Below are 15,046 nucleotides of genomic sequence, written 5' to 3'. Positions count from 1 at the left end.
ACCGCTTCTTTCCACCTCACTTCCAGAAATTTAATTGACTGAGCACCATCATCCCGGCGGTTTCCGTACGTAAGATCCGTTTACCCAGACTAACGCTGATCACTCCGGCAGCTTGGCAGGCCGCCGCTTCCTGGGGATCAAAGCCCCCTTCCGGGCCAATAATCACCGCAATTCTTAGCGGTTTATCAGCGTCCTGCTTTTTTTCAAAAGCGGTCAGTGCTTTTTTAAGGGTCTGCCGGTTTTCATCCTCATAGGCTAAGAGTATCAGATCGTAGCGATCCGTTTCCTGCAAAACACCAGCCAGGGTGAGTGGTTTCCCGATCTGCGGGATGATGCCCCGTTTCGACTGCTTGGCTGCTTCATAGGCAATCCGCTGCCAGCGTTCGATTTTTTTATCCTGTTTGTCTTTGATTTGTACAACCGCCCGCAATGAAGAAAAGGGGACGATCTCATAAACGCCTAACTCCACCCCTTTTTGAATAATCATTTCCATTTTGGTGCCCTTGGGCAAGCCCTGATAGAGGGTGATTAAAAGCTCCGGCGTTTCGCCCTGGGATGGTTCCTGGCTCTTTATATAGCCGGAAATTGTCCGATCTGTGGGGCTGTCCAATACAATCAGATAGTCATTGCCCAGACCATCACAAACTTCGATGCGATCATCTTTTCCCAACCGCAAAACCTTGGTAATATGTTTGAAATCTTCCCCGGAAATAACAACGGTGGATCCGGAGATCTGACCGGGTTCGACAAAAAAGCGATGCATGCTAGTCTCTTTTCTGGGCAACCACGCCAACCCACTCGCCCATTTGCTGAACATAAACCAGTTTGAAGTTTTCCGCTTCCAAAGCATTGAGGACGTCCCCCAACCGGTCAATGATGATGCCGGAAGAAATAAAGATGCCGTTTTCTTTCAGATAGGGTTTGATGATCCCTGACAACTCGACAATGGCGGCAGCCAGTATATTGGCCACAATCACATCGGCCTGTTCATCGATGACATCCAACAGATTTCCTTCGCGGATTTCAACCAGAGCGCCTAAATCATTGAGCTCCGCATTTTCCCGGGCAATTTTTACGGCCAGGGTATCAAAATCAACCGCCACTACTTTTTTTGCTTTCAGTTTACCGGCAATCAATGAGAGCACTCCGGTACCACAGCCAATATCCAGCACCACGTCGCCAGGCTTAATATACTCTTCCAGCTTTATGGCACAAAGCTGAGTGGTTTCATGGGTGCCGGTGCCAAAAGCCATACCGGGATCAATGTTGATGACGATCTCATCCTCTTCGGGGGCATAGGCTTCCCAGGTCGGTTTGATGACAATACTTTTGCCGACCTTGGTGGGTTTATAGAACTTTTTCCAGGAGTTGGCCCAATCCTCCTCTTCCACCTCGGTAATCAGCATCTCACAAGCGCCGGGATCCAGACCAAAAGAAGGCAGCATCTTCACTGAGCTAATCAGTTTGTGTACTGCTTCTTCGGTATCTTCCACCTCGCTGAAATATCCCCGCACAATGGAAACATTGGGATCAATTTCCAGAAGGGCTTCATCGACAAAATTAACCTTAGGATCTTGCTGAATTAAAAGCGCATCCTGCAAGGTCTGAATGGCCACGCCATCCGCCCCGGCTTCATAAAAAGCATTAACCACTGCTTCCTCCGCTTCCAATGTTGTTGTGATTTGAACTTCTTTCCAAAGCATTCCCTTACCTCCAGTTTAATCGTTGTGGTATTATACCACGTTTTCCGCATGTTTAACAATTGATCATTATAACCCATCTACCTTAGAAAAGAAATAGATTTTTTCACTTCTTTGTCTTAGTCTAGTACCGATAATTGTTACATCATGTTGTCTGCATCGGGGCGAACAGGCGATAGACCTGTCCGATCCCGCAGCAGACAACAGATTAACAATTAGTCGGTACGGCACAGTGCGGGTACAGAAATTTTTTGCCAGCTTTCTGTAAAATATCGTTAATCGATGTAACCGGTTCCCGATTAATGCTATAATGGCCATACTTAAATTAATTCAAAGTTATCTCTAGATAAAAAAACAATACCGACAATTGTTAGACTGAAACAAAAATACAGATAGAAAAGGTGACACGATGGAAACTGAAAAGAAAAAACGCACCATTCAGGAATACGTTCCCGGTAAACAGGTAACCCTGGCCCACATTATTGCCAAACCCAAAAATGAAATCTATATTAAATTGGGCTTAGACGATGAAAATGCTGATGCCATTGGCATTTTAACCATTACGCCCAGCGAAGCGGCCATCATTGCCGCTGATGCTGCCACCAAGGCTGCTCCGGTCGAAATCGGATTTCTTGATCGTTTCAGTGGTTCTCTGGTCATCACTGGTCGGGTCTCTGATGTGAAGGCCGCCGTGACCGAAATCCTTAATACCCTTAATCATATTTTAGGTTTCGACATTCCTAAAATTACCTACTCTTAAATCAATGGCCAGCAATAAAAAACGGGTGGCCCTCATCGGAAAAATCGGCAGCGGAAAAACCACCCTGATGCAACGACTGGGCGAAGACGAACTCAAGTATTCCAAAACCCAGATGGTCACATATTATGACGAGTTTATTGATACCCCGGGGGAGTTTATTGAACTCCCGTTTTTTTCACGTCAGGCCATCAATATCACCATGGATGCCGGACTGGTGATCCTGGTCAATTCCTGCGTCGATCCTCAGAATGCCGTACCGCCGAACTTCGTTCACACCTATAACATCCCCTCCATCGGGGTGATCACCAAAACGGATCTGGGTGAATGCAATATCAAGCGTAGCCGTAATCTGCTGATCTATGCCGGTATCAATCCCAAACACATCTATGTGGTCAGCTCCTATACCGGCGAAGGCATCCCCGAACTGGAAGCCGCCATCCATCATTTTATGGAACCTCACCGGAATAAATAAAGATATCACCACCGCATCGTATTAATCAATTAATTGATTAATACTTCGTAGGGGCGAACCGTGTTCGCCCGCACCCTATTTAAATTAAGGAAGTGAAAACATGACCTATGACAGCTATGGCAATTTAACAACGGCAGGCGTTGCCGACTACCTTAAAGAAAAAGCGATCTTTCCGGCTGATGCTTTCCTTACCGTGGTGGATTTACACGCCGTCAAGGAAAGTATTGAAGGCTTTGTCAATTTAATTTATCACGTCTATGACCAAACCGGTAAATCAGTGGTCATGAAACAAATGCTCTCGATGCCCCGGTTTCGGATTGAAGACGAAAAGAATAATACCGTCGAAGATACCGATTCCGAAGGCTGGACTCTGGATCTGGGCCGAATGCGTTCTGAAATTGCCACCCTTATTTTCTGGAACTCGGTTTATCCCGGCATCAGCCCAGAAATTTATCTTTTTGACGAACCCAATCGAATCATCGTCATGGAAGATCTGATGGATTTGAGTCTGCTACGATTTGAGCTGTGCCGGATGGTTAAACACGGGCACTTCACCGAAAAAATCGGCGCTTTTTTTGCCCGCAATCTATTTTACTCATCCAATCTGCATCTTACCAATTATAAAAAATCCGAGGTTGAACGCTTCTTTGTCAACCCCGAATATACTGCCCTGGTGCCCTTCCTTTTCCACGAAAACATCGGCGTTTCCTGGGAACGGGAGATGATTCCTGGCACCGCTGAAAAACGGGCTGAACTGGTTGAAAATCCCCAGATTAAAGCTCAGTTTAGGCGGCTGGAAGACAAGTTTCTTAACGATCGGGAATGCCTGATCCATACCGACTTGCATAGCTCCAACATCATGATCAGCGCCGATGATGTCCGCATCATTGATGGTGAATTTGCCGGTTTCGGTCCCCTGGCCCAGGATTTTGGCCGACTGACTGCCAGCCTGACCCTGAACTATCTTTCCTGGTTTGGCGATGACACCCAATCCGCCCCGGAAAAAGCCGATTTTCAGGCCTATCTACGAGATACCATCACCGATCTTTATACCACCTTCCAAACGGAATTTCGCCAACTGGTGGAAGCCCACCGGGAGGAAAGCTACAGCTTAAAAACACTTGATGTGGAAGGCTATCTCACCGATCAGCTGCAAAACGCCCTTGCCTACACCGGTGTCAATGTGATGTCACGACTGGCTAATCGGGGCATCTGTTACGATCTGCTGCGGCTGCCCGAAGCCGCCCGATTGGTTCCGACGCTACTGGGCATGGACATTTCAAAAGAGCTACTGCTCAACCATCGAAACTACACGACGATCACCGACTACACCCGGTTGCTAAAAAACCTGGTTTAATCATTAACAACACCTAAAATGCCGCTGTTTTCCAAAACGAAAACAGCGGCATTTATGTTACTACACAAAACAGCTTACACCAGTACTGCAATGGTATCGCCAGCTTTTATATAGCCACCTACGATCACAGCAGTAAAGACAACCTCATTGGCCAAAACGCACTTTCCGTTTTCATCACCGATTTCACAGCCAAAGCATTTTTTTCCAATCTGGGTAATCTCCTGAACGGTTTCGCCAATTTTTACCCGGGTACCCAGCGGCAATTTAAACAGCTCGATGCCCTCGGTGGTGATGTTTTCATTAAACCGCCCCGTGCATAAACCTGCCCCACTAATTATTTTTATTTGATCGGTGTCATCACGGCCAAACAAACAAACCTGTCTTTGATCCCGGCCACCGTGATGATCCCCCTCAAGTCCAAACCCCGGGATAAAAAGAGCGGGTTGATCCAGACGATTGCGCTCACCCTTTTTTACGCTTCGATAAACAGCGCTAACCTTTCCCAATTGGTTCACCTGCTTCTTTCATATATTTTTATTGCCACTTCATCGTGTTTAAATAAAATACTCGCAGGTGCCCTTTTCATGATAGGACTTTACCAGATCTGCCAGGGTAATATTGTCCACCACATTTTCAACTGCTTCTTTTATTTGCCGCCAGACATCAACTGTAACACAACGATCCGCCCGGTCACAGCCACCCGGTTCATCCAGGCAGGCAACCGGAGATAACTCCCCTTCCATCAGCCGCAAAATCATCCCGACAGTATAGTCTTCCGGCGGATTGGCCAGCTGATAGCCGCCCTGAGAACCCCGGACGCTCCGGACAAACCCCGCCCGGGAAATTTGGGTAATAATCTGTTCCAGATATTTTTCAGAAATTTCCTGACGCTCAGCAATCCGTTTGATGGGAATATATTCCCCAGTGTTATTTATCGCCAGATCCAGCATCAGCCGCAACGCATAACGCCCTTTAGTTGATATTTTCATAATCGGTATCCTCCTGATAGTCGGTGGTTTTAATTGAGCACTGACAACATCCCCGCATAAGCCTGGTGATTTGTGGTCTCAATCCTCTTCCTTCCGCATTCTACTTCTCACATTTTTATATCGCATACTCAATTCATATCAGTTTTATATGTTTTTCGTTTTCATTATATGCCTCCAGCTTTTCTTTGTCAACTAAAAAATGCCGGATTTCTCCGGCATAAATTAACTTTTGATTAATACGCATGGCGTACCGCCAATTGTTGTGTTGTCTTATACACATCAAATGATGCTTGGCGAGGGCTTTCGAACTTGTCGCCTGAAAATGATCAGGCATCTTTTTTGGAATGACTTTCCTTTTCTTCGGCTTCAACCCGAGACCAGAAACGTTTCCCTTCCGGATGCGCATCGTCTCCGGTTACCTTGGCATACTCGTTTAATGCATGACGCTGTTCACGATTGAGCTTACGGGGTACTTCCACCTTAATAGTAATAAACTGATCCCCCCGACCCCGGCCGTTAACATTGGGTATCCCTTTTCCTTTAAGTCGGAATACCTTACCGTTTTGGGTACCTTCTGGTATTTTAAGCTTGATTTTGCTGTCAATGGTCGGTACCACAATGCTGTCACCCAACGCCGCCTGGGCATAGGTAATGGGCAGTTCATAATAAACATCGTCATCGCTGCGTTTAAATAAGGGGTCTTCCCGAACGCTTATATACACCAGCAGATCACCGGCACTGCCGTGGTTTGGCCCGGCGTTGCCCTGACCTCGCAGTGGCAGAATTGAACCGTCATAGACACCAGCGGGAATTTTGATGCTGATGGTGCGTTCTTTGGATTCAAGTCCGGAACCATGACAGGTGGGACACGGTTTATCAATGATTTTGCCTTCACCATGACACTTGTCACAAGTGTGAACCTGTTGAACTGTTCCAAATGGCGTCTGCTGTCTGACATAAACCTGACCCGAACCGCCACATTGGTCACAGGTTTTTGAAGTCGATCCTTTTTCAGCACCAGAACCGCCGCAACTTCCACATTCTTCATTACGTTTAATCTTAATTTTCTTTTCGATGCCAAAAACGGCTTCATGGAAAGACAGATTAATACTGATCTTCATGTCGGAGCCCCGGTTGGAACGTCGACCACCACGGCCGCCGCTAAAACCACCGCCGCCGCCAAAGGCGCTGAAAATATCGCCAAAGATATCCTCAAAACCACCAAAACCACCGGAAAATCCGCCGCCACCGCCGCCAAAGCCAGCATTGGGATCAACCCCAGCGTGACCATATTGATCATAGCGGGCTTTCTTATCGGCATCACTTAGAATTTCATAGGCTTCATTGGCTTCCTTGAATTTTTCTTCAGCTTCAGCATTCCCCGGATTTTTGTCCGGATGGAACTCCATGGCTTTTTTTCGGTATGCTTTTTTTATCTCATCCGGACTGGAGTCTTTACCGACCCCCAGCACCTCGTAGTAATCTCTTTTTTCACTCATAAATACTCTCACCTCTTTTGAATCCTAAACACCAACTAAACAACTATTTATTATACCTTTTTGAAGCAACGATTAAAAGTCTTTTTTCGTGGAGCGTCTATTTCAACAATCTGCAAATCATGGTCCGTAGGGGCGATCCGCGATCGCCCGCGCATAAACGTCAGCTTCTTGATCCACGCTCCGGGCGATCGTAGATCGCCCCTACAATTGCCTCCACGAAACTTTTCAAAACGCTCACCCGCATTTTGAGCCGTTTACGGGCAGTCGCCAACTGCAGACGCGCTTGCGCTTGGCTCATTGCCTCCACGAAAAAGAGTGGCAGCCTTGGCTGCCACTGGTTTTTGCCGGTTTCTGGCAATTCTTACTCTTTAACTTCCTCATATTCAGCATCCACAACATCGTCATCACCCTGATCTGCAGTTTCCTGTTCGTCAGGTGCCTGTTGTGCAGCAGCTTGCTCATACATTTTTTGAGCTAATGGGTAGAAGGATTCATTTAATGCTTCGGTTGCCTTTGTGATGGCTTCCACATCATCCCCTTCACTGGCTGTTTTCAGCTCGGCAATGGCGGCTTCAACCTTGGCCTTATCATCTTCTGAAACCTTGCCTTCCATTTCTTTCAGAGACTGTTCAGTTTGATAGATTGTGGAATCGGCAATATTTTTAGCTTCAATCAACGCTTTTACTTTTTTATCTTCTTCAGCGTGTTGTTCTGCTTCTTTAACCGCTTTATCAATTTCTTCATCACTCATGTTGGTGGTCGATTTGATAACGACATTTTGAGATTTACCGGTTCCCATATCTTTAGCCGACACATTGACAATACCATTGGCATCAATATCAAAGGTTACTTCGATTTGTGGAATTCCTCGTCTTGCTGCCGGAATCCCGGTTAATTGGAAGCGACCCAATGTCTTGTTATCCTTGGACATTTCTCGTTCACCCTGTAAAACATGGATGTCGACAGCCGTTTGATTGTCTGCTGCCGTCGAGAAGGTCTGGCTTTTCTTGGTTGGAATTGTGGTGTTTCTATCGATCAACCGGGTGAATACTCCACCTAATGTTTCAATCCCCAGAGATAATGGGGTGACATCAAGCAGTAATACGTCATGAACTTCACCAGCTAATACCCCCGCTTGAATCGCTGCTCCGATGGCTACACATTCATCCGGGTTAATCCCTTTGTAGGCTTCTTCACCGGTAATGTTTTTAACGGCATCCTGTACGGATGGGGTTCGGGTCGAGCCACCAACCAGAATTACCTTATCCAATTCATTTTTAGAAAGGCCGGCGTCTTTCATGGCTTTTTCAACGGGTCCAATGGTACTCTTAACCAGATCTGAAGTCAGTTCATCAAATTTTGCCCGGGTCAGGGATAATTCCAAATGCTGTGGACCCTCTGCCGTGGCGGTGATAAAGGGTAGATTAATGTCTGATTTCATAACCGTCGATAATTCAATTTTGGCCTTTTCAGCTGCTTCTTTAAGTCGCTGCAGAGCCATTTTATCATTTTTAAGATCAATTCCATGACTTTTCTTAAATTCAGAAGCCATCCAATCAATGATTTTCTGGTCAAAGTCATCACCACCCAGGTGATTGTTTCCATTGGTTGCTTTTACTTCGAAAACGCCATCCCCCAGTTCCAGAATGGATACGTCAAATGTTCCGCCACCCAAGTCATAGACCATAATTTTGTCATTGGCATCTTTATCCAAACCATAAGCCAGCGCTGCTGCGGTTGGTTCATTGATTATTCGCAGTACTTCCAGACCAGCAATCCGTCCGGCATCTTTGGTCGCCTGTCTTTGGGCATCACTGAAGTAGGCCGGTACGGTAATAACCGCTTTACTGACAGTTTCACCCAAATACGCTTCGGCATCCGCTTTAAGCTTTTGCAGAATCATGGCTGAAATTTCCTGAGGGGTATAACTTTTGTCATCGACGGTTACTTTACGGTCGGTGCCCATATCCCGTTTAATTGACGAAATGGTGCGATCCGGATTGGTAACTGCCTGTCGTTTGGCAACCTGTCCCACCAGTCGCTCACCATCTTTGGCAAAAGCAACAACCGATGGGGTCGTTCTATTTCCTTCGGCATTAGGGATTACGACGGCTTCACCGCCTTCTAATACGGCTACACAAGAGTTTGTGGTTCCTAAGTCAATCCCGATAATTTTTTCTTTACTCATATCTATTTCCTCCTGAATTGTTTACTATTTTTTAAATAAAAACTCGTTTCTGGTGATAAGACCAGCGAATTTTTGATTCTTTATGATTCTATTGCTAATTATAATTTCATTTTTAGCTGCTGCAATGCTACTTGCTGCAAACCTTAACCATGGCTGGCCGGATTACCTTGCCCTTGAATTTATACCCCTTCTGGAATACGTCCATGATCTCCTGGTCTTCTTTTTCTTCGTCCTCACCAACAGCAACGCCATGGTGAAGATTGGGATCAAAAGGACCTTCGCAGATAATTTCTTCCAGTCCTTCTTCTTTGAGAACATCCTTAAGCTGCTTAAAAACCATTTCCAGTCCATCAATATAACCCTTGGCTTCCTCGCTGGCATCGGTTAAGGCGGCTTCCGCCCGCTCCAGATTATCCATTACCGGCAACAGCTTGGTAGCAAAGTTCTCTGATGCAAATTGATACATTTCTGTTTTTTCTTTTTGACTCCGCTTTTTGAAATTCTCAAAATCAGCCTGAAGTCTGATCAGGCGATTCAAGACGGCCTCATCCTCCTTTACAATCTCCTTTAGGACCTCTTCAGGAGATGTCTCTGCTGTTTCTTCTGCTGCCTCATCGGCTACTGTTTCTGCTTCATCTAAAAGCGCTTCTTCCGTTTCTTCTACGGTTTCTGTTTTAATTTCCTCTTCTTTTATCATCTAATCACCTATTTCATTAATAAATTTGAGATATGTAAATTTAACTCATTGCGGATATAGTTAAGAACCGATGACACATTATCATAGTTCATCCGGGTGGGTCCGATGACGCCAAAGGCGCCCATCATTTCGCCATCCAACTCGTAGGTAGAAGTAATAATGCTGAAGTCTTTAAGATTTTCATTGTCATTTTCACTGCCTATTTTTATCCGAATGACCTGGTTGCCATCCTTGGATGCCATCATTTCTGAGAGCACCTGCTTTTCCTGAACAATATTGATCAATTGCTTAATTTTATTGACGTCGCTGAACTCCGGATAATTAAATAGATTGGTTAATCCGGTGGAGTGAACCTCCGAAGCGTCCTCCATCAAGGCTTTTTTTAGATGCGGGATAATCTCATGGATCAATTTACTTTCCGCTGGGGACAATTCCTGAATCTGATCGATTAAATCCGAGCTCATCTCACTGAGGACGGTGTTTTTAAGAAATCCATTAATCACATTGGAAAGCTTCAGTGCCAGGATGGTATCAACCTCATGAGAAAGGGTTACCTCAATATTTTTAGCCATCCCCTCCTGGGTCACTACTACCATAAGTACCCTGTTTTTAATTAAAGAAACAATTTGAACATGCTTACAGTTAAAATTTGTAACTCGAGGCGCCAGAACGACTGCTGTATAGTTGGTTAGCTGCGACAAAACCTGAGCAGTATGCGACATCGTCGGTCCCAGTTCAGTGGTATGATCCAGAAAGCCGCGATGGATATCTGTCCGGATCATCTTCTCAAGTTTTTGGATCTCCATAATTTCATCAACGTAATAACGATAGGCTTGCTGGGTTGGAATCCGTCCCGAAGAGGTATGGGGTTGAACCAGAAAACCCAGTTCTTCAAGATCAGCCATCTCATTTCGAATGGTGGCCGGACTGATACCCAAATTACATCTTTTTGAAAGCGTCCGGGAGCCAACCGGCTCGGCGGTATTGATGTAATCACGGATGATCACTTCTAATATTTTCTTTTTACGTGCGTTAAGTTCCATGATTCACCTCGTTATTAGCACTCGCAATAATTGAGTGCTAACATCTGAGTTAAATATAACACCCTACCCCTACTTTGTCAACTAGTTTCTATAATGGCTTACTCACTTTTTAAAGTTTTCTTAAGTTATTTTTTCGACCTGATTGCATCTAGACAAAAGCCATAAATACCTGATTTCCAAAGTCCTGCCCCCTGGATGTCAACTTCAAAACCGTCCCGTCCCATACCAGTAATCTGGCGGTGATCAACGACTGGATAACATCGCCAAACGGGACAAAATAGCTTTCTCCGAAACGGGCGCAAAAATCATCCTCCCGAATCCCTCTCAGTTTGCGTAATCCCAAAAACATCCACTCACGCATTTGCTCCTCCGGCGTCATCGCCGGTTCAAAAATTGCCGGTGATTTGTCCGCCTTGAGCAATTGGCAATACTCATTAAGTTCATTACTGTTTCCATAACGTTGGCCATTAAAATAACCATGGGCCCCCAGTCCAAAACCCAGATAAGGCACCAATTCCCAATATTTTACATTATGTCGACTCTCATATCCGGGTCGGCAAAAGCTGGATATTTCATAATGCAAAAATCCAGCTTCTTTTAGAAAACCATCCACGGCCCAGTGCATTTCCCGTTCTTCATCTTCATCCGGCAGATCCAACTGACCTGACTCTACCCAGTTAGCCATTGGTGTTCCTGACTCCAGAATCAGGCTGTAACAGGAAAGGTGGGTGGGGGCATAATTTATTACCGCCTGTACGGTTTCCATCACATCGGTGATCTTTTGTCCTGGCAAGCCCACCATTACATCCACGCTGAAATTATTGAATCCCGCTTCTTTTAAGAGCTCCATCGCTTTTTTAAAATCGGCTTGACTGTGAACCCGACCAAGGATTTTTAGCAGAAAATCCTGCCAGGCCTGCAGCCCCACGCTGGCCCGATTGATCCCCGCCTTTTTGTAGCGTCTGGCTTTATCGGCAGTCAGCGTCCCGGGATTGATTTCAATGGTGATTTCGGCGTCGTCCTTTACCTGAAATACTTCGTTTAACAGCAAAAGAGTTGCTTCAATGTGTCTGACATCAACCGCAGAAGGTGTTCCCCCACCAAAATAGATGGTATCCACTGCTGGTAACGCAAATTTTTTATTTTCTTCGATAAATTTTCTAATTTCCTTATGCAAGGCTGCAAAATAATCTCTGATTACTGCCTCACTCTGACGAGAGAATGACGAAAAATTACAATAAGCACATTTTTTGAGACAAAACGGAATATGACAGTAAATTCCCAGACCCGGGCCATCAGTAACACTTAACGTATTCATACTTAACTCCTCACATTTTAGGACTTTTTGATTAAGTTTATGCTATAATCATAACATATAATGAATCAAAAAACAGATCCTATGGAAGTCACAGAAAGGAAATCATCAATGAAAAAAACGACCACCCTTGCCATAATTGCTGGCGCAGCTGCTGCTATCCCCGCTTATTTTCTGGTTAGCAAACGAATCCGGAAAAAACAGTCACCCCCATCTACCACCTGGTCTGAAGCACTCACTAAAGAAACGATTCTCAACGAACCCCTGTCTGAAAATTTGCCTCCAGTAAGTATGTCAACGACCGAATCCGCTCATCCTGATAAACCGAGTAAAACCACCTCCGCTGAGGTTACTCCTGTTTCCGAGTCCGAACCACAAAAATCCACCTATCCGGGGTTGATTGCCCCCAATGGTCGGATCTTATATAATTTCAAAGATGAAAACAATCTGATTTTTTGTGAAGAAACCCAGTTGAGTAAACGTCTGATCCAACTGGAAAATTCCATCAACATTCGGGATATCGGCGGCTACACGGGAATCGATGGTCGCAAAATCAAGTGGCGAAAAGTGATCCGTAGTGAAGAACTGGCCCACCTTTCCGATAAGGACGTCGACTATTTTTCGGCCCTACGCCTTAAACATGTCTTTGATTTCAGAAATGAATCCAAATCAAAGCGTCAGGCTGATCGCTTGCCCAAAAATACCGAATACCATCTGCTACCAATTTTTTCCAGTGCCGATATGGAACTGGACCATCAGGACTTCACTCAACCTGGCGTAATTGATGCATTTATGCGCCATATTTACAAAATCCAGACTGAAGATCGGGCACAGTGCTTTGCCGAAGTGCTGAAATACCTAACCGAACCATCGGAATACCCGATTCTTTATCATTGCACCAACGGTAAAGATCGTACCGGTTTTATGACCTATCTGATTTTGAGTATTTTAGGTGTTAATGAAGAGGTGATCCTGTCTGACTATACGCTGACGAATCTGACCTTTGACGAGAGTTTTAACCTGCTGGGTAACATTATGTCTGAAGAACTGGGCATTGAAAATTATCACCTCTGGGAATTTTATGGTGTCAAGCCCGAGTGGTTAAAGATTTCGATGAACTATGTCAACACCAACTTCGGCAGTGTGGAAACTTATTTAATGGAAAAAACTGATTTGCGGGAAAAAGATTTTAAAAAGATTCGAGAGAATTTATTGGCAAAATAAAGGCCGTCATTGGGGTGGCTTACCCACCCCTACGAAGAAAACAATAACTCTGTTAACACATATAATGTCACACATCATAGTGTAGGGGCGAATCGCATTCGCCCGGAACGTTGGTCAATATACAAACGTCCCTCCGGCGGGTAAAACCCGCCCCTACGAATCCATATTTACAGTTTATTAAAATACGACTATCACACATTAGTTTGTAGGAGTGATCCGTGATGACCAAGGGGGTCAGACCCTCGCCCTGAAAAACCCAATCCCAAAATTTAGGAGGAAACGCCAATGCAAATGGAACAATGCGGAAAAATCGCCCGGGATGCGGGCATCCTGTTAGCAGCCACCGACGGCCAGCTGCGAAATGCCGGTCTGTTGGCTATTGCCAACGCTCTGGAAGAAAACAAAGAAGCGCTTGCAGCTGCCAATCAAGTCGATATGAAACGCTCTCAGGAAGAAAACCTGGGTGCCCCCCTGCTTAAACGTCTGACCTTCGATATTGCAAAGATCAACGACGTGATCCAGGGAATCCACAGCCTGATGGAGCTGACCGATCCCCTGGGAGCTACCAAGCTGTCAACCGAACTGGATGAAGGTCTGGATCTCTATAAGGTCACCTGCCCGATTGGGGTCATTGGGGTTATCTTCGAATCCCGGCCCGATGCTTTCGTTCAGATTTCCACCCTCTGCCTGAAAAGCGGCAATGCGGTACTCTTAAAAGGCGGCCGTGAAGCCCTGGAAACCAATCGACTGCTTGCTAAAATTATCAATCAAGCCACCGCTTCTGTGGGTCTGCCAAAGGACTGGCTCCAAAATCTGGAAACCCGGGAAGACGTCACTGCCATGCTGGCATTGGATCACTACATTGATCTGATTATTCCCCGCGGCTCCAACAGCTTTGTTCAATATATTATGAACAATTCCAACATTCCGGTCATGGGCCACGCCGACGGCATCTGCCATGTTTATGTTCATAAAGATGCCAATCTTACCCAGGCCGTTGCGATCATTGTCGATTCTAAAACCCAGTATGTCGCTGCCTGCAATACCCTGGAAACGCTGCTTGTCAACGAAAAAATCGCCGCTGCTCTGTTGCCGCAACTTAAAACGGCACTGGAGGCCAAAAATGTTCATATTAAGGGGGATGCTGCCACTCAGGCGATCATTGCCGTGGAAGCTGCTACCGAGATCGACTGGAAAACCGAATACCTGGATTACATCCTGTCAATTAAAATTGTACCCGATCTGAACACGGCCATTAACCATATCAACACCTACGGTTCCGGTCACACCGATGTGATTCTGACCACCACCGAAACCACCGCTCAAACTTTTATGACCCTGGTGGATTCAGCCGGTGTTTTTTGGAACTGTTCAACCCGCTTCAGTGACGGCTTCCGTTTCGGCTTCGGCGCCGAGGTGGGGATCAGCACCAGCAAACTTCATGCCCGGGGTCCGGTTGGCCTGGACGGACTGCTTAGTTATAAATACAAACTACTGGGTCATGGTCAATGCGTAGCTGATTATGCCAGCGGCAAGAGTCAGTTTACCCATGTGGCCAAGGACAGTAACTGTCCGATTTAGCTGCAAATTTAACAACCGGTATGACAAACGAAACGTTGCCATGACATGCCCCAACATCTAAAAATAAAATAGATAATTGCGAAATGAAAAAAATCGAACAATGATTGCTTTGAGTGCAGTTTCCACAAACAATTTTGTAACGTGTAGGCGAACAGTTCAGCGAACTGTCCGCCGTACAGTGTAAAAATTGTTTCGTGCGAAACTGGGCGCAAAGCTCACGG

At 45.6% G+C, this 15,046-nt stretch carries 14 protein-coding genes; 5 read left to right on the top strand and 9 right to left on the bottom strand.

Features of this window, described 5'->3' with window-relative positions:
* Positions 1-16 precede the first annotated feature (16 nt).
* Both B3F51_RS01215 and prmA read right to left on the bottom strand, forming a co-directional pair.
* The gene (locus B3F51_RS01215) at positions 17-763 is read right to left on the bottom strand and encodes an RsmE family RNA methyltransferase (RefSeq protein ID WP_286945026.1); all 747 of its coding nucleotides are present in this window, start codon (positions 761-763) and stop codon (positions 17-19) included.
* Between the two features lies 1 nt (position 764).
* Positions 765-1,703 carry a 50S ribosomal protein L11 methyltransferase gene (gene prmA / locus B3F51_RS01210; protein WP_070371785.1) on the bottom strand — a complete coding sequence of 313 codons (939 nt, stop codon included), beginning with the start codon at positions 1,701-1,703 and terminating at the stop codon, positions 765-767.
* A 406-nt stretch (positions 1,704-2,109) separates the two neighbouring features.
* Between prmA and B3F51_RS01205 the strand changes: the two genes are divergently transcribed.
* The 3 genes from B3F51_RS01205 (at position 2,110) to B3F51_RS01195 (ending at position 4,289) form a co-directional block, all read left to right on the top strand.
* On the top strand, positions 2,110-2,460 hold the full coding sequence (locus B3F51_RS01205) for a BMC domain-containing protein (protein WP_070371784.1): 351 nt from the start codon (positions 2,110-2,112) through the stop codon (positions 2,458-2,460).
* A gap of 4 nt (positions 2,461-2,464) precedes the next feature.
* Positions 2,465-2,932 (top strand): EutP/PduV family microcompartment system protein, encoded by a 468-nt coding sequence (locus B3F51_RS01200; RefSeq protein WP_070371783.1) that lies wholly within the window; start codon positions 2,465-2,467, stop codon positions 2,930-2,932.
* 100 nt (positions 2,933-3,032) lie between these two features.
* Positions 3,033-4,289 carry an S-methyl-5-thioribose kinase gene (locus tag B3F51_RS01195; protein ID WP_286945022.1) on the top strand — a complete coding sequence of 419 codons (1,257 nt, stop codon included), beginning with the start codon at positions 3,033-3,035 and terminating at the stop codon, positions 4,287-4,289.
* Positions 4,290-4,363: 74 nt separating this feature from the next.
* Here the strand turns inward: B3F51_RS01195 and B3F51_RS01190 are convergent, their stop codons facing one another.
* The 7 genes from B3F51_RS01190 to hemW all read right to left on the bottom strand — a co-directional run bounded on the left by B3F51_RS01190 (position 4,364) and on the right by hemW (position 12,023).
* Positions 4,364-4,795, bottom strand: a complete 432-nt coding sequence (locus B3F51_RS01190; protein ID WP_286945020.1) for an MOSC domain-containing protein — start codon at positions 4,793-4,795, stop codon at positions 4,364-4,366.
* Positions 4,796-4,843: 48 nt separating this feature from the next.
* On the bottom strand, positions 4,844-5,278 hold the full coding sequence (locus tag B3F51_RS01185; RefSeq protein WP_263993002.1) for an RrF2 family transcriptional regulator: 435 nt from the start codon (positions 5,276-5,278) through the stop codon (positions 4,844-4,846).
* A gap of 326 nt (positions 5,279-5,604) precedes the next feature.
* The gene (dnaJ, locus tag B3F51_RS01180) at positions 5,605-6,777 is read right to left on the bottom strand and encodes a molecular chaperone DnaJ (protein WP_286945018.1); all 1,173 of its coding nucleotides are present in this window, start codon (positions 6,775-6,777) and stop codon (positions 5,605-5,607) included.
* 361 nt (positions 6,778-7,138) lie between these two features.
* Positions 7,139-8,965 carry a molecular chaperone DnaK gene (dnaK, locus tag B3F51_RS01175; RefSeq protein ID WP_286945016.1) on the bottom strand — a complete coding sequence of 609 codons (1,827 nt, stop codon included), beginning with the start codon at positions 8,963-8,965 and terminating at the stop codon, positions 7,139-7,141.
* Between the two features lie 127 nt (positions 8,966-9,092).
* Positions 9,093-9,662, bottom strand: coding sequence for a nucleotide exchange factor GrpE (gene grpE, locus B3F51_RS01170; protein WP_148637390.1), 570 nt, complete (start codon positions 9,660-9,662; stop codon positions 9,093-9,095).
* Positions 9,663-9,670: 8 nt separating this feature from the next.
* Positions 9,671-10,705 carry a heat-inducible transcriptional repressor HrcA gene (gene hrcA, locus B3F51_RS01165; protein WP_148637389.1) on the bottom strand — a complete coding sequence of 345 codons (1,035 nt, stop codon included), beginning with the start codon at positions 10,703-10,705 and terminating at the stop codon, positions 9,671-9,673.
* Between the two features lie 148 nt (positions 10,706-10,853).
* Positions 10,854-12,023, bottom strand: coding sequence for a radical SAM family heme chaperone HemW (gene hemW, locus B3F51_RS01160; RefSeq protein WP_286945013.1), 1,170 nt, complete (start codon positions 12,021-12,023; stop codon positions 10,854-10,856).
* A 108-nt stretch (positions 12,024-12,131) separates the two neighbouring features.
* Here hemW and B3F51_RS01155 point away from each other — a divergent pair, with 108 nt between their 5' ends.
* Together B3F51_RS01155 and B3F51_RS01150 are read left to right on the top strand one after the other, a co-directional pair.
* Positions 12,132-13,244, top strand: a complete 1,113-nt coding sequence (locus B3F51_RS01155; RefSeq protein ID WP_286945011.1) for a tyrosine-protein phosphatase — start codon at positions 12,132-12,134, stop codon at positions 13,242-13,244.
* Positions 13,245-13,529: 285 nt separating this feature from the next.
* The gene (locus B3F51_RS01150; protein WP_286945010.1) at positions 13,530-14,825 is read left to right on the top strand and encodes a glutamate-5-semialdehyde dehydrogenase; all 1,296 of its coding nucleotides are present in this window, start codon (positions 13,530-13,532) and stop codon (positions 14,823-14,825) included.
* Positions 14,826-15,046: the final 221 nt, after the last annotated feature.

The organism is Acetobacterium sp. UBA5834 (genome assembly GCF_002435675.1).
Classification (GTDB): domain Bacteria; phylum Bacillota; class Clostridia; order Eubacteriales; family Eubacteriaceae; genus Acetobacterium; species Acetobacterium wieringae.
The sequence above is the reverse complement of the archived record's forward strand: the minus strand, read 5'-3'. Positions and strand labels throughout refer to the sequence as shown.